Genomic DNA, 19,325 nt, shown 5'->3' with positions numbered 1-19,325 from the left:
TCTCTGAATAAAAAAAACGCCAATAAAGGCGTTTTTTAATGTTTCAGTTGAATCGCTTAAGTTACTTTGTTTCAGCAACCTTGGCAAAATCTCCAGCTTTAAATATATTAATGTCTAAAGCGCCAATGTATTTGTTAAACGCTGTATTAATATCTGCGACTGTGAGCTTTTGGACATCAGCAATTTGCTGGTCATAAATCGCTAAGTCTTCATTCTTTTTACTGGTACCTAAAAGTATACTTGCAATTGTTGCATCACTTGCCCATGATCTGTTGCGGCTACTTACAAATCCTTTTACGGCTTCATCTAGTTCTGTCTCGGTGAAACCATCAGCTACAACTTTAGCAACTTCTTCTTTGTAAGCAGCAATCACACCAGGCATATTTTCAGGTGCCGAAATTGCTAAAGCATAATACATACCTTGTTGATCAAGTGTATTAACTTGTAAGCCTGACGCTACTGTATAGCTATACCCTTCTTTCACTCGAATACGAGCTCCAATACGAGATGAGAACGAATCACCACCAAAAATGGTATTGGCTATTTTTAACGCCAAATAATCTTCATGTCTGTTATTCATAGTGATTGGGTTTATAACATAAAGTTGCGAATTTGCTTTGTCTGGTGTTTCCGTTGAAACAACTAAGCCACCAGCTTGCTTCATGCTAATTTTAATGTGTTCGTAAGGTGTATCATTTACAAAACTTGATAATTGAGCATGTAATTTGTTAGATACTTGTTCAGCATCAACATCACCTACAATACTAATATGGCCATTATTTATATTGGTATGGCTGTTATATAAACTAGCTATTTCGTCTACTGTTAGCTCATTAATTGCTGCTATTTTGTCATCTAAACTCATGAAAGCTTTAGGGTGACCCTTAGGATAATTACTTAATGCTTTTCTAAAGCTATTTCCAGCAACCGCACCTGGATCGTTACGTTGTTGTTCAATACCAGCAATCGCACCGCGCTTCAATACTTCAAGTTCTTTTTCAGGAAATGTAGGCGCGGCCATTAATTCACCTAATAATTTCACTGTTGCGTCTAAATTAGCTTTGTCTGTGCTAATAGATACATTAGTAGCGCCAAGAGATGTTGAGATTGAAATAGAGCTCTTCAATTGATCAAGCTTGCTGGCAATTTGCTCTTTAGAATAGTTAGCGTTACCTTGTTTTACCATACTGCCAACAAAGCCGATTGCAATGCCTTTATTTGCCAGAGTCTCAGCAGTTCCACTTGGGAAGTGCATTGAAATTATGACTTGTTCGCCACGAAGCTCTTTCGGGTAAACATTAACTTTAGTACCTTCAGGCCATTCACTTTTCACTAAACGCTTTTTAATGTTTGCTACAGTGTTGTCATAAACTTCACCTGCAGCAGCAACTTCTTTGCCTTTATAGTCTTTTAACACTTCAGTCAAATCTGGCGCAGCAGGAATTTCAGCACGCACTGGTTTTTCAGTAGGAATAAAACGTCCTGTTGTACGGTTACTTTGAATTAGGTATTTTTCAGCTGCCGCTTGTACTTGCTCCAAGCTTACTTCAGCAACGAGATCTCTTAAATAAAACGCATGGCGATAATCACCTTTAGCGATATATTCAGAAAGTGCCATACCCACACCAGTTACATTGCGCATTGCTTGTTCTGATTGACGCGCTAATTTAGCTTTGGTTAAATCAATTTCTTCTTGGGTAATAGGTTGGCTTTTTAAGTTCTCTACAATAGCAAGCAGTTCAGTTTCTATCTTGGCAAGATCTGATTCTTTGTCCCCTTCAACAAAGAATAGAAACTGCGAGCTGTCTTTAAGCTCAAATATAAAGTTTGATGCCGAAGTAGCAATGCCCTTTTCTACCAGAGCTTTTTGTAAACGCCCACGAGTTCCATCTCCTAAAACATCAGCTAAAATTGATAATGCGGCATGTTCTGGGTGTAAACCCGATGGTGTATGATAAGACAAGCCAACTATAGGTAAATCACCAACTCTGCGGATATTAACCGACCTTTCACCGTCTTGAGTAGGCTCTACTGTATAAAGTGGCTCAATTGGAGTTTCTGGTTTTGCAAGAGTCCCGAATTTTTGTTCAACCAACGCCATGGTTTTATCTTTATCAAAACGGCCAGCAATTGTTAACACAGCATTATCAGGTCGATAATGCTTTTTATAAAACTTTCTTAAACGCTGAAATGGAAAGTTTTCAACATCGGAACGTGCGCCTATGGTGCTATTACCGTAGTTGTGCCACAAAAAGGCAGTTGATGCCATACGGCCCATTAACATACGAAATGGGCTATTTTCGCCTCGCTCCATTTCATTGCGCACAACGGTCATTTCACTTTTTAAATCTTCTTCAGTGAAGGTGGCGTTAACCATACGGTCAGCTTCCATACCAATAGCCCATTCAAGGCTGTCTTCATTAGCATCAAAGGTTTCAAAATAATTAGTGCGGTCTAACCAAGTGGAGGCATTTTTACCCATGCCACGTTTTTTGAATTCTTTATCAATGCTTTTATAATTTGTAGAGCCTTTAAATAGCATGTGTTCAAGTAAATGAGCCATACCCGTTTCTCCGTAATACTCATGCACAGAGCCAACACGGTAAGTAACATTAACCAAAGTTTTAGGCTGTGATGGGTCTGGATACAATAAAACTTTTAAGCCGTTTTCTAAGGTATATTCTTCAATGCCTTCTACTGTGCGAACATATGTTAGTGGGCTACTTTGAGTCTGTGTTGCTTGAGAGCTTTGGTTAGCAGCGGAATTATTGTTTGTCGCACATGCTGATAGTCCAAGTGCAATTGTTACTGAGAGACCAAGGAGAGTTGGTTTTAAAAATTTCATTCATTAACCTTTATGTTTCTTTATTATCTTTTAGAAGTCAGCAAGCGAATAGTTAGCTTTGTGAATACTACGCTATTTAAAAATTATAAATTTAGCATAGCCTAATAGTTGGAATTGCACGAACCATACAGAATTAAAGCCAAGCAGTATATTCAAGAATTTACAATTACCATTAATTATTTATCAATTTTTTATTTATTTATAATTATATACTAAGCTAATTGTGGCAAATCAATACTAACCATTTGTTTTTATGGGTAATGATAAACAATAACAAGGAAAGTAGTAATACTATAGATTTATAATGGCTTCTTGAAAATACAACCGATGAGAGCCATATAATGTTATCAAAAATGCCCTTTGATTTAGAACATTATCACTTACGTTCAGCAATATTAATATATTCATCCTGGCTTTTAGAGCTTTACAACTATATCTCCTTGCGAGTTTAGCTGATACAATTTCCGTCATTATTAATGATTATAAAACGCTCATGACTCTTATTGAAAAATTACGTTGTATATTTACTTTTGGCCAGGGAGTTGCCTTGCCGTTACCGACAATACCTGAAAACAAATCTCCATTTGAATTATTTAATGGTTGGTTTGATGATGCCAATAAATCAGGAATTTTATTACCTGAGGCTGTGTCGGTAAGTAGTTGTAACGATCAAGGACAGCCATCGTCAAGAATGGTACTGTTAAAGTCAGTAGATGAACAAGGTTTTGTATTTTATACCAACTATGGCAGCCGTAAGAGCCATGAACTAACAAATAATAGTAAAGTTGCCTTATTGTTTCACTGGAGTGTATTACAGCGTCAGGTGCGCATTGAGGGCGTGGTAGAAAAAATATCAGCAGAGCAATCTGAACAATATTTTCATAGTAGAGATCGAGGTAGTCAAATTGGCGCTTGGGCATCAAAGCAAAGTACAAAACTTACCACACCAACAGAACTAAAAGAGCGCGAAGAATACTATACTGAAAAATTTAAAGGTAAAGAAGTTCCATTACCAGAGTTTTGGGGAGGATTTCGCGTAGTACCTCATTATATCGAATTTTGGCAAGGACGTGCCAGCCGCCTTCATGACAGGGTGTGTTTTGAGAAGCATGAAAACAGTTGGGAAATATTCAATTTACATCCATAAGCTAAAAGCTGGCTGCGCCATGACGCGCGAATAAATTCACGCCAACCATATGGTTCTAGCAGGTGCAGATATACGGGGTCAGACCAAAACCTATTATTTTAAAATAGGGTTTTGCTCTGACCCCAGTTCCATGCAGCCGGAACTAGTTTCTCGTTCCTAATTCCCAATAAACCCCATATTATAATTAAGCTTTAAATAAAACTGACGGTCGTTGGTGAAATCATGAGCTATGGTATTGTCTTTTTCACGCTCAAATTTCAACCCCGTTAAAATAGCTAAATTTTTGCTTAAATAACGTGTATGAGTAAATTCAATTTCAACTTCACGTTCGTATGAATTTTCTTCCCCACGCCACCTATCTACATCTCTGTCTGTTTCATCCCACTTTACGAGTAAACGAAAAACGCGGTCATCACTTCTTCTATAATTCGCGGTAAATGTAGTGAAATTTTCTTGATACAATTGTTTACTTTCAAAATCAAAATTACGTAATGTATGTTGTAGACTAAAATTAAAGTCACCTACCTGGTAACGCACCCTAGGTTTAAACTCTTTCATTTTGCCCAAAACAATATTGTCTGCGTCAGCAACATCGCCATAACGCCCATCTAAATTAAAAGTCCAGTCTGTAATAGGAGATGTTTCTAAATACCATTGAAAATAAGATTCATCAAATTTAGGGGCATTACTGTTCAGCTCAAGCGTGTTTTGCTGAATGCGATTAACCGCCTTTTGTTTTATTCGATACCCTGGACGAAGGACTGTTTGATACGATCCTCTAAACTCCCCCCAAATATCATAGCCGGTTTCTATTTTTTGACCTGATTGAGATTCAATATGAGTAGCAACTAAATAAACCCGGCCACGAGATTTACCTTGATCACCTCTAAAGGTTTCAAAGTACCAGTTACGGCCATAGGCAACATTGTATAAGCGGTAGTCAGACTTTCTTAAAAATCCCAAGTCAGCGCGAAAATCTTTACTAATGTCAAAATAATTTCCCCAAAACAAAGTATTAGGGCTTTGATGTTTGTATTTAATCTGTACTGCATAGCCTTCCACTTTCTCATCAGGATTTACCCTAAGCACTTCACTTGTGGTAGCACAATCGCCTAATTCACAGTCTTCTTCTGGGTCAACATCAAGACAGCCATCTTCTTCACAAATATCTTCAGCGAAAGATGCTGGATATTCAGTAGAAGATAAAGCTACTTGATAACGTAGTTTATCGTCTATTCCTAAGTTTATCAGGCCATCGTGGGCAACTACTCCATTTTCATAATCTTCTGCAGTTCTAACCGTTGATAAGAAGCCGTATGCACTGCCCCCTGCTGCACTAACATACCTTGCTGCCATTGATTGACCGTCAAGTGTGTCTAACTCAACAGTGTCACTACCGAGATTATCAGGAATAATAACTTCGGTTTCTTCATCACTTGCCCAGAAAACACCTGCAGCAAACTCTTTAGTTTCATGAGTAACACTGAGACCTAAATCAGGGTCAATAATATTTCGCGTATAAACAAGAGACATTAACGTTGAATATAAATCCATATCTTGCTGAAAAAACCGTCGTTTTTCCGGCTTAAACACATTAAATGGATTATTAATTGAATCCCGAGCAATATCCGCTTCAACATCAGTAAAGTTGGGATTAACCGTGGCCGCAACTATTGTTGAATTATCAACAGTAAGCGTCATGTCCATACCGGCATCAAACTCTTCTATTTCTTCTCTTTGTTCAAATGGCTGTTGGTAATTTCGTTTTTCACTTGAATGATAAATAGCGTATGGATAAAGCTCTAAGTTTCTTGTTGCGTTTTCAAATTGCATCTCACCACCTTGGCTCGATGCTATTTGCTGCGCTGATATAGTATTAGGTGGGTGAATAATATAAATCCCGCCCATTGTTCTGTCTATTTTTCTTGGATATGAGCGCTTAAGTATTAGTGCCCACATATTACGCTCTTCCCCTTCAGCTTTAGGGGACCGCAGAGAGTCTATTGGAATTGCAATTTCTACCAAGTAACCTGAATCAGTGATTTTTGCAGCGGCATCCCATTCAGTATCCCAATCATAGATATATCTATCACTAACCGTATTCTGTAATACGTCAGATTTAGAACCACTAGGATTAACTCTAAACTCATATTTTTTGCGTAAATTACCAGTAGGATCTATTACTACAGAAACATAATCATCGTCTTTTACCCCATCTTCATCACGAACAGCCGTTCTGAGCTGAGACACATCAGGATCATAGGCATTAAATGCAAAATAAACATGGGTTTTAGTTACACCTATAAGTGCATCGGTATCAACAATAGATTTTGCGAATCGGGTTGGATACATTTCAAGATTAATACTTAAAATACTGGAAGATGCCCAAAACTTGTCGGTTAAATCACCATCAATCAAAGGTGGGGTATCAAGTACTTCTAATTCGAGCCGCTCAATATCTTCGAGTGAAAATGTTGCTGCGGCGGCATTATCGACTTCAGCCAAGTCTTTTTCAGGCTCTTCGTCAAGTTCTATGGCGAATATTGAAAAGCTTAGAAGGGAAAATAAAATAACGGGCAATAGAGCAAGTTTTTTCATAAACGAACCGGATATTATCTTAAAATTTAAGAATTTGTTTTTATTAAGAATAATGATAGCGGTTTTAAAAAAATTTGTATTGCTTTAAACAAGTTTTCACATATTTTTGACAAAAAAAACCAGCCTGAAGGCTGGTTTTTTAATTTGATAAAAGCTTAGATTATACTTTTTTCTTACGCTCTGCTGTATCGCGGATGTAAGAAGCCCAAGCGCGTGCGGCCTTCTTGGTTTTCGGATCTTCTTGTGCTTTTTTAATCGCTTTCGTTGCCTGTGGATATTTCTCTTGGTAGAAGTAAGCTTCAGCCAAGGTCATCCATACACGACCCGGATTTTCAATACCTAAATCAAGAGCCTTTTGAAGTGCTTTAGTAGCAGCATCATATTGCTCAGACTGTTGTAATAACATGCCTTGACGACGGTAATGTTTCGGGTTGTTAGATAATTTAGCCGTTTCACCAAAATATTTAGCTGCTGTATTCACCTCTTGTGAAGCATGAAATGCATTAGCCATGGTGTAAAGGTTAGTATCTGTACGGGCAATTAAACCACTATCAATGTACTTTTCCAGTAACATAGCAGACTTATAAGGAACATCATTAGTTGCGTATAAGTTAGCAAGTGTTTTTATTTCTGACTCTTTTGTCAAATAACCTTGCTGATATGCTAAGTCTAACGTGTAAAGTGCTTTGGTATAATCCTCTACTAACATGTAGAACATACCAAGTTGCGTCCACCATTGCTTATTCTCAGGGAATAACTCAATGACATCTTCAAGTACTTTTACCGCGTTTTTGTACTGTTTACGCTCGTAGTAAGACGTTAACTTTAAAATGTATGGATTTTGATTTGGCTTTTCAAACAAAGCAATTGCTTTATCGGCCGGCGTGATCATTTTATCCAATTCCTTAAGTTCATAATGAGCTTGAGCAATTTTTACATAAGTGTTTGAGTCTTCCTTACACGTATCGTCCATCCAGAACTGATAGTTATTTAAAGCTTTTCGGTATTGCTTCTCTTGCATTTGCAAGTCAGCTAATAGCTTAATCGTATCTGCATGTTCTTTTTCATTAAGAACTTTGTCCTTAACCGAACTTTCAAGATACGGAAGTGCTTTTTTAGAACTGTCACCGCCTTTGGTTGCATACATGTTCGCAATAAAGCGATCAACATAGGCACGATCGTATTCTTTGCTAGTTTCAATATCTAACAATATTGAAATAGCATCATCAATACGATCTTCCGAATAGGCTTCAAAAGCTTTACCCACTTTTTTACCTACCGATGGACCAACAATTTTCGTACGAGCTTTCTTCTTGCCAGCTTCCTTAGGACAAGCCGCTGCGTAAGCATTGGCTGTCATAGGAAGTGTAGCTGTTGCTACAAACGCAACCATTACTGAAGAAGTGATAAGTTTTTTCAACATTATTGTGCTCCTCCCTCTTGGTTCATTTTAAAGTCTAACTGTACGGTCATACCAGGTTGTACAATTGGCTTACCATCAACAACTTTTGGCTTGTATTTCCATTTACGAAGCGCACGTTTGGCTTCTTTATCGAAAATACGTTTTGGTTGAGCTTTAATAACTTTTACGTCTTCAACTCCACCTAAAGTGTTAATTGTAAAGCTTAGTTGTACCCAACCTTCTTTACCGTCTCGAGCTGCTTGTATTGGGTATTTAGGTTCGATACGTACAATAGGTGTTGCTTCACCATCTCGTCCGAAACCTGCACCTGGTGCATCCATACCTGCTGACGCCCCTGAGATCTGAACACCTGGTACGTTAAATGTCATACCTGCGTTATCATTACTCATTTCCGGCTCTGGCGCTTGCGGCTTAGGCGGAGTTTTAGGTGGCGGTGGCGGCGGTGGCGGCACACGTCTACGCTGTTGAACATTTGATTTAGGCGGAGTTGAAACGATGTCAATAATAACGCTATCTGCAGTATTATCGGCGCGTTTCGAACCACCAGAAATCAAGAATGCCATAAAGACAAACAAAAAAAATGTTACAGCAACGCCCAATAGTATTGATACTAAAAAGCGAACCATAATTATCCCCCTGAGGCTGCAGCAATAGAAATCTTATCGATCCCTGCATCCTTAATTGCATCCATAACTTTAACAACTATGCCATGTTCTGCTTTTTTGTCAGCTTGGATAATTACGATGTCAGTTGGTTGCTCAGCTAGTAGTTTTTCAATGTTTGCAGAAACACGCTCAACATCAACTACACGTTTGTCCATCCAAATTTCACCATTTTCACGAACTGCAATAAAGATGTTCGCTGAAGGTTTTTTACTTGCATTAGCCGCTTTCGGCTTTTGCACATCTATACCAGCTTCTTTAACGAATGAAGTGGTTACGATAAAGAAGATAAGCATGATAAACACGATATCTAGCATCGGTGTCATATCAATTGTTGCTTCTTCATCTTCGCGTTTTATTTTACGAGCCATTAGAAAATCTCTCTAGTGATGAGGTAAGCTATCAACTAGCTTAGCCTTCGCCATTTTAACTTTTGCGTCTAATCTAGAGCTGAAAAACACTCCAGATAATGCTGCAACCATACCTGCCATTGTAGGAATTGTTGCCATTGAGATACCCGATGCCATTAAGCGCGGGTTACCAGTACCTTGTACAGCCATAATTTCGAATACTGCAATCATACCTGTTACAGTACCTAATAGGCCAATAAGGGGACACATAGCTACCAAAGTTTTAATGGTTATCATGCGTGCATCTAATACTTCTGTCGTTTCAGAAATCCATGTATCTCTAATTCTGTGAGCATACCATGAAGTAGTATCGGTTCTTGCGTCCCATTTAGCGATTACTTCTCGCTTAATTTTTGGGTAAGTCGCTGATAAGAACCAAAACTTCTCTATCATTAATATCCACATTAAGAAGACTGCCATGGCAACGAAGTAAAGTACTCCACCGCCAGTAGCTATAAATTCCCTGACAGATTCCCAAAGCTCTATCAGGTAAATCATTACTGTTTCTCCTTCTCGGCGATTTCAGCAACAATACCTGCGCTTTGTTCGTCAAGAATGTGGAAGATTGATTTACCACGGCCTGCTACAACTGAATGTACTAGGATTAATGGTAATGCAGCGATTAGACCTTGTGCTGTAGTTACAAGCGCCATTGAGATATCACCCGCCATGATTTTAGGGTCACCAGTACCGTATAGAGTGATTGATTGGAATGTACCAATCATACCAACAACTGTACCTAATAGACCTAATAGAGGCGCGATAGCTGCTAAAATCTTGATGATATTAATACCACGTTCAATTTTTGGCGTTTCACGTAAAATGGCTTCATCAAGTTTAAGCTCAAGAGTTTCAGCATCAACATTTTTGTTGTCTTGGTAAACCTGTAACAAACGACCTAGTGGGTTGTTCGCATTAGGCGTAGTACGGTTCTTAAGTTGCGCTGCAATTTTGCCACCAACTAAGAATAAGAAGACTAAACGTTCAATTGCAATTAATAGACCGAAGGCAAGAACACCAGCGATTACATAACCAACTGTACCACCTTGATGGAAACGTTCTTCTAATGTCGCTTTTTGCGTTTCTAGGTTTAAGATTGTGCCTTTTGAAGGATCAAGGAACAATGGTGCATAACCTGAAGTCATTGAAATGAACGGTGATACCGTACCTACAATGCTACCATCTGGTTGCTTACCTAGTGGTTGAATAAGACCTTGGTCATCGTTGTAGTTTAAGTAACCTTGCTCTGAAAGAAGGTTAAATGAACCAATACGAGTCACTTGAGTCGACGCTTTAGAACCGTCTAATTGAGTAATTTCAGCTTCAAATGAAGTAATTTTACCAGACTCTGTCATCTCAGTTTGTAATGCAAACCAAAGCTCTTCTAATTCAGAAAGAACTGGAATTTCTTTAGCATTAGCTAATTTATCAAGAGTTACTTCACGGCCTGGGTATTGAGCACTTACTATTGAAGTAGCAATAGTACCGTAAGCATTACCAGACGCACGACGTACAACACCAAACATTTCGCCTAAATCACCTTTAGCTGCTTCAAGCTCGGCTTCTCTAGTAGTTAGCATTTTCTCGTTATCGGCAAACGCTTTAGTTAAGCGAGTATTACGAGCTTGTTCAGCAGCACGTTCTGCTTCAGCTTTCTTTAAAAGAGCTTGTTTATCAGCACGCGCGGCTAAAAACTCTTGTTCACGTTTTTTGTCAAGTTTTGCAACCGATACACGATCAGCTTTAACTTGCTTTAATAAGTCGTCTAATTGATTAGCCGCTGCATTTGTAGAAATACCAGCAGTTAACATTAGAGTTGCAGCTACTGCTGCCGTTTTAATAAATTTATTCATTATTCACCAGCCCCCGCTGCATATACAGGTAACTTGATTAGATCTGGAGCAGTTTGCTTACGTGCCATACGTACGGCTTTAGTAATTGGGTTTAGGTATTCATCACCTAGCGCTAACCAAGAGCGAGTGCTGTTATCCCAAATCCAGGCATTTTTTAAATCAAGAGATTGTGCAACTAACACGGTACGACCCATGTGCACGAAATCTACAATAATTTTTTGGCCTTCAAATTCTAACTCACCTTGGTAAGCACCAAACATTGAACCGTAAGATGTTTCAATGTCGTATGCTTCAAGTACAAGACGGAATTGCTCAGCTACAGAGATACCTTGACGAGACATTACATCGTTAAGTTGCTCTAGACGTTTATTACGGTCAACCAAGTTAACAGGGATATCTGCTGCAACGAATTGCTCTAAAGAAGCAATCATTTTATACATTAATGGAACAACACCCATTTTAGTTTCAGCAATAGTACCAATTTGGCGTACTAAAGAATCAATACCTTTTTGTTGGTCATTAACTAAACGTTGAACATGATCGTTATACACTTTCAAGTTCTCAGTTTCGTCAACAACGGTACGATACTCAGCAAGTAATTCTTGCGATTGCTCGTAAATGTTATTGATTTTTTGTTGTGATTTGGCAGAAGCTTTAACTGTTGCAGCTTCACTCTTGTGTAACTCTTTAAGGCTATTAGCGCTAGCAATATTGCTACCTACTAATGCCATAGCCCCGATAATCGACGTTGCGATAAGGCTTTTCTTGCTTATTTTGGACATAGTTCCCAACCAATTGCTATTTAACTTTTATTCCAACAAAATCCATTAAATCAGATTTAAGGACCCAAACATAAGAACATTTATATTTAGTGCTTATAAGTTGTTATCCTTAGAAACACAATCTTGTTAACCTTTCAATCACATTTGCAATGTTTTGAAGTTATCAAAATTGTTATTTCTAGGCTGATATTCATATGAATAACAGCTCTCTATAAGACAATAGCTACACGCTAAAGTCAAACATTTTGCTTAAATTGAATCAAAACAGCGCAAAAAACACACAAAAAGTATGGTTTTCAACCGGTTCCACTCAATTACACAACTTAATTGCATGCATATTACATTTTCACTGACCATTTAAGGATAGTCAATCATATAAATTTCATCAATTTGTAACAGTGAAAAGTTTAGATTTTTAATAAATGAATTGCAGTCTATTTATAGATTCACGTTCATATTTTAAAATTTCCACCATCAAAGAGATCGATGAACTTAAAGCCTCTGTAAAACGGAAATTGATTTATACCCATAACGACTTTAATTATTGACTACTTGCCGGCTTTCAGATTAAATTTATATTTACTTTTAGATCACTATTTCAATCAGAAAATGTCCTTACAGATAAATGCTAATGTGCAAAACTTAAAACAAAAATTATTTTACTTTTTAAACAATAAAGACTTTATAAATGCTGAAAAATTAATTAAAAAGCTATTGATAATAGATAAGAGTGATGCAACCTTGTGGCATTTAAAATCTGTAATTCATCATAATCTCGGAGACATTGAACAATGCCGAGTTGCGTTAAAAAAATCTCTAAAACTAGATCCTAAATTGATACCAGCACTACAAAACCAAGCAAAATTATTAAAGCAAGACGGAAATGTTAAACAAGCAATCACAGCCCATAATAAAATATTAAGCATCGACAAGAACAACCTAGATTCTCTGTATAACCTAGGAGTCTTATTCAATAGAAATAGACAAAGTAATGATGCGCTAAGTGTTTTAAATAAAGCAAATCAGCTTAAACAAAATGATTTAAAAATATCGATAGCTATAGGGCAAACCTATCTTCATTTGAACTTACTTTTAAAAGCTCAGCACTTTTTTGAACAAGCATTAAAAATTCAACCTAATAGCACTCCAGCTTTAAATAACCTTGGACTAGTATTTAAAAAGAAGTGTCTATATAAGGAAGCTATCGCTTGTTTTATCAAAGCGCTAAGTTTAACCCCAGGCAATTCAGACATAACAAAAAATTTAGCCAGCTGTTATACATTGATTGGAGATATCGAAAAAAGTAAATGCCTGTACCAGCAATTGCTTGATAAAGCCCCCCTAGATATTGATGCCCACAACTGGTTAAACAAAATGTTATGGGAACATGCTGATACCGACTTTTTGAAATCTTATCAATTAGCGATGAAGTCAAACTCAGGAAATTCCGAGTTAGAATATTCATATGCGCTTAAATTGAAACAGTCTGAAAACATTGAACTCGCTGAAGATGTTCTAAAGAACCTATTACAAAGAGATAAGAAACACTTAAATAGCTTATTAGAGTTGAGTTCAATAACTAATGAACAAAGTAAGTTTGATCAGTCAGTTTCTTTTGCCAAAGAGGCTGATAAAATAAAATCCAATGCGTTTGAAGTAAAACTTGCATTAGGAAAAAGTTTGCTCAGCGTGGGCGAATATAATAAAGCACTGTCGATGCTTAATAAACTGCTCAAGCAACAGCCTAACCATCAAGGCCTTCTGGCTTATAAAACAGTTGCATTAAGAGGTTTAAATGATGCCGAATACGATTACCTATGCGACTATGAAAAGTTTATTTTAAGCGCTCATATTGATTTACCAGCAGGCTTCCATAACTTAAGTGAATTTAACCATAGCTTAGCCGCTCAATTGCGAACTATTCATTTAGCTAAATCGCATCCTTTAGATCAATCATTAATTAGTGGCAGTCAAACCAGTGAGAATTTATTTGACTATCATCTGCCAATAATAAAAACGTTGTTTTTAAGTTTAAAAGAACAAACATCTGAGTTTTTATCTAAATTACCAAAAGATAGCATACACCCGCTGCTGGCAAGAAACACTCAAAGGTTTGTCGAGTCTGATTCTTGGTCTGTATTATTAAACAACAGTGGTTATCATAAAAACCACTATCACTCTGCTGGCTGGATGAGCAGTTGTTACTATGTGCAAGTACCAAAAACAATAATTGCTAATTCTGAACAACAAGGCTGGATAAATTTTGGTGAGCCAGGTTTTAATATGGCAGAAAAACTATCATCTGAAATAAGCATAGAGCCTCAGGCAGGCTTAATGGTACAGTTTCCTTCATATTTTTGGCATGGCACCACACCTTTTAACAGTGACGAACAAAGAATCACTACACCTTACGACATAGTCCCAATTTAAAGCCAACACTATTAAAATAAGTTACAATTAAATTGCGATCTTTTATTTGTTCTAAATAAGATCTCCTATCTATTCTTGTAACTATAAGAACCGCTGTATTCAGTCACTCAACAGATAAAGTTTATTCTGGTATGCATGTATTATAGTTATTAAATTCTACAACCCAACTTTGCTTTTTAACTCTATTTTTATTAGAACAATTTTAAAGACATAAAAAAAACCCATCATATAGATGGGTTTTTTACATTTACTGAACATTAAAAAGCTAATGTCCTACATCGACTAGGTTTTATATATTAGAACTTAGCAGTTGCTTTTAAGTAATAGTATGCACCTGGTAGATCATACGAATAGTTAACTGTATTCGAGTCATCATAGTTCGACATATAAGGAGGTGTTTCATCAAGTAAGTTACGTGCACCAGCTGATAAGGTGTAAGTGTCGTTAACGAACCATGTACCTTGAACATCTGTGTACACAATTGAATCAGCAACTGAATCTAGAGTTGTATCATCTGCTAACAAGTCATCACCTTCAGACTGATAACGGAACGTAATGTTCGCATTATAATTATCAGTTGCGAAAGTAAAACCTAAGTTTGCTCTTATTTCAGCAAATACTGCTGGGTTACCTGTCCATTGGTCAGCCGCAACTTTACCAGAAGCTTTGATTTTCTCACCGCCGGCAACAAGAGTGTAATCATATTGATCTAAGTAAGTACCGTTAAGGGTAGTTACAAAGTTACCGCCGAAGATGTCCATATTATGGCTAAAGTCAAAGTCAATACCAGACGTTTCAAATGTTGAAAGGTTAGCATTTGTTACTAATACACCTGAAAGTACTTCACTTACGTTACGACGCGGTGACGTAGGATGTGGCGGTGTATCAATAGGACCGTACTTGTTACCTTTAATTAAGTCACATAAAGGGCTAGAAAAATCTGTAGAGTTGTAACAACTTTCAGCAATGTTATCTGTACCAGCAGTACCTACACCATCGGTAATTTCAATGTTGAAGTAGTCTATTGCAATGCTAAAGTTTTCAAAACCTGAGTAAACAATACCTGCTGTAAAGCTTTCTGACTCTTCAGGCTCTAGTTCTGGGTTACCACCAATAACAGAGTTTGACTGACTATCAGAATTAAAATCTGCTGGTAGGCCATCAGCCGCACAGTTAGCTTTTAATGTAGCATTGCTGCTTAATCCGTAATCCCAACAAGGATCAGTATAACTAATCGCAGATTGCTCTTGTGGATCAAATAATTCAGTAATACTTGGCGCTCTAAAACCTTCAGCAAACGTAGCACGAGTTAATAACCCTTCTACCGGCTCCCATTCAATACCAAACTTAGTGTTAGTAGCAGTATCATCTTGGTTACTATAATCTGAAGTTCTTACTGCAGCAGTTAACGTCAAACGCTCTGCAAATGGTAGGCCAGCTAAAATAGGGAAGTTAAATTCTGCATACATTTCTTCAACAGTATAGCTACCTTCAGTTCTATCGCCACTTTGGCCATATACTTGACCTAAAGCTTCAGCTCCATCAGGTTCATTTAAATACTCTTCAATACGACGCTCATAACCAGTTGCCCACTGAATCGGACCACCTGGTAATTCGAAACTACCTAAGTCACCTGTAAGGTTGGCTAAAAACTGAGTTGTTTGGCCTTTTCTTACCGGAGAGAAAGTAACAGAAGCATAAGCATGTTGCTCAGCAGTCATAGTACCTTCAGCAAACGGGTTCCATAAACCAGGACAATCGTCATCGGCAGCACATAATGCTGGGTCAAGTAATGTTTCTGTATTTGGACGATTAAGCTCACCAGTCATAATACGTGAATCAACAAAGCGTGAGTAGTTATAAGCTACGTCCCAACCCCAACCATTGTCGAATTCGCCTTCTAAACCAGCAACAATACGGTAATCTTCAGCATCTTGTTCAAAACCACGGCCACCACCTTCGGTAATACGACGGTTGACTGATAAATCAACACCGTAAATATTGTCAGGGTGAGTAGCAGGAACTGGAGCACTCCAGAACGTTGCTGCTGGAGCCATTTGTTGACTTGATTGACGGTTACTGAAACCAGCTTCAGCAAATATCGACATTGAGTCTGTAATTTCATACGTAGAAGCGGCGTTTACACTAAACACTTGTGCAGGAGTTACTAAGTAACTTGTTGCAGCGTAGTTGTAACCGTGATCCGCAGTGCTAAATGGTACTGCTTCACCGTTTTGAGTAATATAACGGCCAGCGTCAAGGCCTAGACCATTTACTTCAGGTACGTTAACACGACCTAAGTGAGAATGTGATGAACCACCACAGTATGGCTTAGATCCTACACCGTCATCCCAAAGAGGACATTCAGAGTAACTTCTGTCACCTTGGCTAACGGCTTCACGGTCAGTGTAATCTACTGAGAATACTACGTTACCTTTATCGCTAGAAGTACCAGTTACGATTGAGAACTTTTTAGTTTCACCGTCGTCTTCACTAGTTACGTCGTATTGCGCAGAAACTTCAACACCTTCAAAATCTTTCTTAGTGATAAAGTTAATAACACCAGCAATTGCATCTGAACCATAAACAGTTGATGCTCCATCACGTACTACTTCAACACGTTCAATGAATGAAGTAGGGATAGAGTTTAAATCGCCTGAGTTGAAACGACGACCATTGATAAGTATTAATGTACGTCCATCACCTAAACCACGTAAAGAAGCAGTTGCGAAACCACGGTTACCATTATTTACGTTAGAACCAATTTGACCGCCATTCATTGCCGGGATGCTTTTGATGAAACCTTCAACTGTTGATACACCTGAAACGGCAATATCTTCTGCTGTAAATACAGAAATCGGGCTAGCCGCTTCCATATCAGTACGTTTAATACGAGAACCGGTAACTTCAATGCGTTCCACTTCTTCTTCAGCTGTTACTTCTTCTGCCGCGAATGCGTTTGCAGAAATACCAGCTGTTGCGCTTGCGCCAAACACTAATGCTAGGCGAACGGCTTTAGCAAGTTTATTATTGCTATACATGTTTACTCCCTGGACCACTCTAAGTGATTCTATTGTTTAAAAATCAAAGCTATATTGCTTTGTTATATTTTCTTTTTATTAGGTCATTAGACCTGATCTGTCGAAGACGATAATAAAACGATTTTCTTTAACAGGTCAACAACATAAATTACATAAATTCAAAATTTCTTACAAAACCACACACCTCAGTTACAATTCCACACACAATTCACGCATAAATACATGAAAATTCAGAATATATATTCACCAAACTGCATAATAAATATTTACTTATTACTATATACTCTAGTTTATACGAAATTATTTATTACTTAAAAAACAACAACTAACCCACACATAAAAACAGATACAAAAAAACTAAGCGGACACATTTCTATACAGAACGCCTACATTTATTACCCATTTGGTAATCTAAGATAAAATATTACAAAGAATATTATTTTCTGGCTATTTCAATTGGTTTAGGTCACCCTTACTCAGATCCCGTTAACGAATTAGCACTTCAATTGTTTTAGAGCCATTAAACCGCCCATGTTTGAACTTTTTTCCGATCCGTATTTATTATTAACATTATCCCTAGTTGGGTTAATTGCGGGTTTTATTGATGCAATTGCTGGTGGCGGAGGTCTATTGACCGTGCCTGTTTTGTTATCGTCAGGCTTGCCACCACATATTGCCTTGGGTACAAATAAACTAGCGGCGTGTTTCAGCTCATTTACTGCTTCGGTTACCTTCTACCGAAAAAAACTATTCAACCCTCTATTTTGGTTCTCTGCAGCTGTAGCAACAATATTTGGTGCCGTCATCGGTACCATAATTGTAAATTTTGTTAGTGCGGATTTAATAAACAAATTACTGCCTATTATCATCTTGCTTTGCGCTTTATATACGTTATGTTCAAAATCGGCACTTAGCGAGTCCGCCAGTTTTCCAAAACCCAGCGTACTAATCAAAATTAAACAAAGCATACAAGGGTTTGTGTTGGGTTTTTATGATGGTTTTGCCGGACCAGGTACTGGTACATTTTGGACTGTTTCTTCTTTAGCTCTATATAAAATGAATATTTTATTAAGTTCTGGCTTGTCTAGAAGCATGAACTTTATAAGTAATTTCACGTCGTTATTGATCTTCATTTATTTTGGCCAAGTTAACTTTTTACTTGGCTTGGCCATGGGGATATTTATGATTATTGGCTCTTGGATTGGCGCGCACTCAGCTATACGTTATGGCAGTAAATTTATTAGGCCTATATTTATTACTGTGGTGATGGTGATGGCTATTAAGCTTGCTTATGTAGCTTGGTTTTAAATATTACTTATGGAGCGCTCTTTATGCAGATTAAAATCAATACTGGATCAACTTGAAATTGATGCAAATTCGGTAGATCAAGCTAATAAACAACGAAAATCACATTATTATCTTCAAGATGAAGCCATGTTTGATGAGAAGTTATTTCCTATCGTCAGCTCTACTTATTATGCCTATGTCAAATATACACAAAAGCGTTTAGAACATTTACAGAAATTGCTGAGCACAAAACATATGGAATTTTGTGGTGCATTAATGGCAGAGTTGGAAGAACAGATTTCATCATTGATCACTGCAATTAAGTCGAATGACAATCGCCATAATGATAGTGAATATCGTCTTGACCGCCGTAATAGACTAAAGAAACAAAAAAAACCGGTAACAGGTAAGCAGACAGCAAAATTCAAGCAACAAGCCAAGGCTGTACTTGTACCGTCGCACCAACTCTATGCAAAACTTGCTGAATTTCTAGGTTTTGAACGACGTTTGCAAGATATGTTGCAAGTTAAAGAATTAGCGTTAGCGAAGACTACAAAGTATAACACTGCAACTATCCAGCAAGAAATTTTAACCTTGCAACAGCGCCTAGGGCGATGTAGAAAAGCAATTAGTGATGTAGAAAAACAAATAGAAAATTCTGAAAGAACTAGATAGAAAAATAAATACTATTAGATAAGTATTGGGTGGCCCCTCTTTCAGCCACATCCCTGCACATGAGTCGTCTGCTGCGGTTGCTTCCTTCCGGACCTAGCCGAGTTCACAGAGTATCATTGCCAGTAAGGGATACAGCGATGCTTGCCAACATAATTAAGCGTAGAGTAAAAAA

At 37.6% G+C, this 19,325-nt stretch carries 13 protein-coding genes and 1 other RNA gene; 4 read left to right on the top strand and 10 right to left on the bottom strand.

Annotated features, from left to right (window positions below):
• Positions 1-61: 61 nt before the first annotated feature.
• Positions 62-2,845 carry a M16 family metallopeptidase gene (locus RI844_RS20145; protein WP_348396428.1) on the bottom strand — a complete coding sequence of 928 codons (2,784 nt, stop codon included), beginning with the start codon at positions 2,843-2,845 and terminating at the stop codon, positions 62-64.
• A 493-nt stretch (positions 2,846-3,338) separates the two neighbouring features.
• Here RI844_RS20145 and pdxH point away from each other — a divergent pair, with 493 nt between their 5' ends.
• On the top strand, positions 3,339-3,992 hold the full coding sequence (pdxH, locus tag RI844_RS20140; RefSeq protein WP_348396427.1) for a pyridoxamine 5'-phosphate oxidase: 654 nt from the start codon (positions 3,339-3,341) through the stop codon (positions 3,990-3,992).
• Between the two features lie 156 nt (positions 3,993-4,148).
• Here pdxH and RI844_RS20135 read toward each other — a convergent pair whose 3' ends face one another.
• From RI844_RS20135 to RI844_RS20105, 7 genes are all read right to left on the bottom strand, one after another.
• Positions 4,149-6,590, bottom strand: coding sequence for a sugar-binding protein (locus tag RI844_RS20135; RefSeq protein WP_348396426.1), 2,442 nt, complete (start codon positions 6,588-6,590; stop codon positions 4,149-4,151).
• Between the two features lie 160 nt (positions 6,591-6,750).
• Positions 6,751-8,013 carry a tetratricopeptide repeat protein gene (locus RI844_RS20130; RefSeq protein WP_348396425.1) on the bottom strand — a complete coding sequence of 421 codons (1,263 nt, stop codon included), beginning with the start codon at positions 8,011-8,013 and terminating at the stop codon, positions 6,751-6,753.
• Positions 8,013-8,639: an energy transducer TonB gene (locus tag RI844_RS20125; RefSeq protein ID WP_348396424.1), complete on the bottom strand. Its 627-nt coding sequence runs from the start codon at positions 8,637-8,639 to the stop codon at positions 8,013-8,015. The genes RI844_RS20130 and RI844_RS20125 overlap by 1 nt, the downstream gene beginning before the upstream one ends.
• A 2-nt stretch (positions 8,640-8,641) precedes the next feature.
• Entirely contained in the window at positions 8,642-9,046 is a 405-nt protein-coding gene (locus tag RI844_RS20120) for an ExbD/TolR family protein (protein ID WP_348396423.1), read from the bottom strand.
• A 12-nt stretch (positions 9,047-9,058) separates the two neighbouring features.
• Entirely contained in the window at positions 9,059-9,583 is a 525-nt protein-coding gene (locus RI844_RS20115) for a MotA/TolQ/ExbB proton channel family protein (RefSeq protein ID WP_348396422.1), read from the bottom strand.
• On the bottom strand, positions 9,583-10,938 hold the full coding sequence (locus RI844_RS20110) for a MotA/TolQ/ExbB proton channel family protein (protein ID WP_348396421.1): 1,356 nt from the start codon (positions 10,936-10,938) through the stop codon (positions 9,583-9,585). The genes RI844_RS20115 and RI844_RS20110 overlap by 1 nt, the downstream gene beginning before the upstream one ends.
• Positions 10,938-11,711, bottom strand: a complete 774-nt coding sequence (locus RI844_RS20105) for a DUF3450 domain-containing protein (protein WP_348398392.1) — start codon at positions 11,709-11,711, stop codon at positions 10,938-10,940. The genes RI844_RS20110 and RI844_RS20105 overlap by 1 nt, the downstream gene beginning before the upstream one ends.
• A gap of 618 nt (positions 11,712-12,329) precedes the next feature.
• Here RI844_RS20105 and RI844_RS20100 point away from each other — a divergent pair.
• On the top strand, positions 12,330-14,150 hold the full coding sequence (locus RI844_RS20100; protein ID WP_348396420.1) for a putative 2OG-Fe(II) oxygenase: 1,821 nt from the start codon (positions 12,330-12,332) through the stop codon (positions 14,148-14,150).
• 296 nt (positions 14,151-14,446) lie between these two features.
• On the opposite strand, the gene RI844_RS20095 is transcribed toward RI844_RS20100, so the two are convergent.
• Positions 14,447-17,191, bottom strand: a complete 2,745-nt coding sequence (locus RI844_RS20095; protein WP_348396419.1) for a TonB-dependent receptor plug domain-containing protein — start codon at positions 17,189-17,191, stop codon at positions 14,447-14,449.
• Between the two features lie 531 nt (positions 17,192-17,722).
• On the opposite strand from RI844_RS20095, the gene RI844_RS20090 reads away from it, so the two are divergent.
• Both RI844_RS20090 and priC read left to right on the top strand, forming a co-directional pair.
• Positions 17,723-18,499 carry a TSUP family transporter gene (locus RI844_RS20090; protein ID WP_348396418.1) on the top strand — a complete coding sequence of 259 codons (777 nt, stop codon included), beginning with the start codon at positions 17,723-17,725 and terminating at the stop codon, positions 18,497-18,499.
• Positions 18,500-18,508: 9 nt separating this feature from the next.
• A complete protein-coding gene (priC, locus tag RI844_RS20085) occupies positions 18,509-19,153 on the top strand; it encodes a primosomal replication protein PriC (RefSeq protein WP_348396417.1) in 645 nt (214 codons plus the stop codon).
• Between the two features lie 44 nt (positions 19,154-19,197).
• Here the strand turns inward: priC and ffs are convergent.
• Positions 19,198-19,286, bottom strand: an RNA gene (gene ffs, locus RI844_RS20080) — signal recognition particle sRNA small type.
• Positions 19,287-19,325: the final 39 nt, after the last annotated feature.

Origin of the sequence: Thalassotalea fonticola, from assembly GCF_032911225.1 — a bacterium.
In the GTDB taxonomy this organism is placed as follows: Bacteria; Pseudomonadota; Gammaproteobacteria; order Enterobacterales; family Alteromonadaceae; genus Thalassotalea_A; species Thalassotalea_A fonticola.
This window is presented reverse-complemented; position numbering and strand designations above follow the sequence as displayed.

What these genes read in the sequence shown, in the direction of transcription:
- RI844_RS20115 (WP_348396422.1), bottom strand. Translation starts at nt 9,583, where the DNA reads ATGATTTACCTGATAGAGCTTTGGGAATCTGTCAGGGAATTTATAGCT.
- RI844_RS20130 (WP_348396425.1), bottom strand. Translation starts at nt 8,013, where the DNA reads ATGTTGAAAAAACTTATCACTTCTTCAGTAATGGTTGCGTTTGTAGCA.
- RI844_RS20100 (WP_348396420.1), top strand. Translation starts at nt 12,330, where the DNA reads ATGTCCTTACAGATAAATGCTAATGTGCAAAACTTAAAACAAAAATTA.
- RI844_RS20145 (WP_348396428.1), bottom strand. Translation starts at nt 2,845, where the DNA reads ATGAAATTTTTAAAACCAACTCTCCTTGGTCTCTCAGTAACAATTGCA.
- RI844_RS20125 (WP_348396424.1), bottom strand. Translation starts at nt 8,639, where the DNA reads ATGGTTCGCTTTTTAGTATCAATACTATTGGGCGTTGCTGTAACATTT.
- RI844_RS20090 (WP_348396418.1), top strand. Translation starts at nt 17,723, where the DNA reads ATGTTTGAACTTTTTTCCGATCCGTATTTATTATTAACATTATCCCTA.
- RI844_RS20120 (WP_348396423.1), bottom strand. Translation starts at nt 9,046, where the DNA reads ATGGCTCGTAAAATAAAACGCGAAGATGAAGAAGCAACAATTGATATG.
- RI844_RS20095 (WP_348396419.1), bottom strand. Translation starts at nt 17,191, where the DNA reads ATGTATAGCAATAATAAACTTGCTAAAGCCGTTCGCCTAGCATTAGTG.
- pdxH (WP_348396427.1), top strand. Translation starts at nt 3,339, where the DNA reads ATGACTCTTATTGAAAAATTACGTTGTATATTTACTTTTGGCCAGGGA.
- RI844_RS20110 (WP_348396421.1), bottom strand. Translation starts at nt 10,938, where the DNA reads ATGAATAAATTTATTAAAACGGCAGCAGTAGCTGCAACTCTAATGTTA.
- priC (WP_348396417.1), top strand. Translation starts at nt 18,509, where the DNA reads ATGGAGCGCTCTTTATGCAGATTAAAATCAATACTGGATCAACTTGAA.
- RI844_RS20135 (WP_348396426.1), bottom strand. Translation starts at nt 6,590, where the DNA reads ATGAAAAAACTTGCTCTATTGCCCGTTATTTTATTTTCCCTTCTAAGC.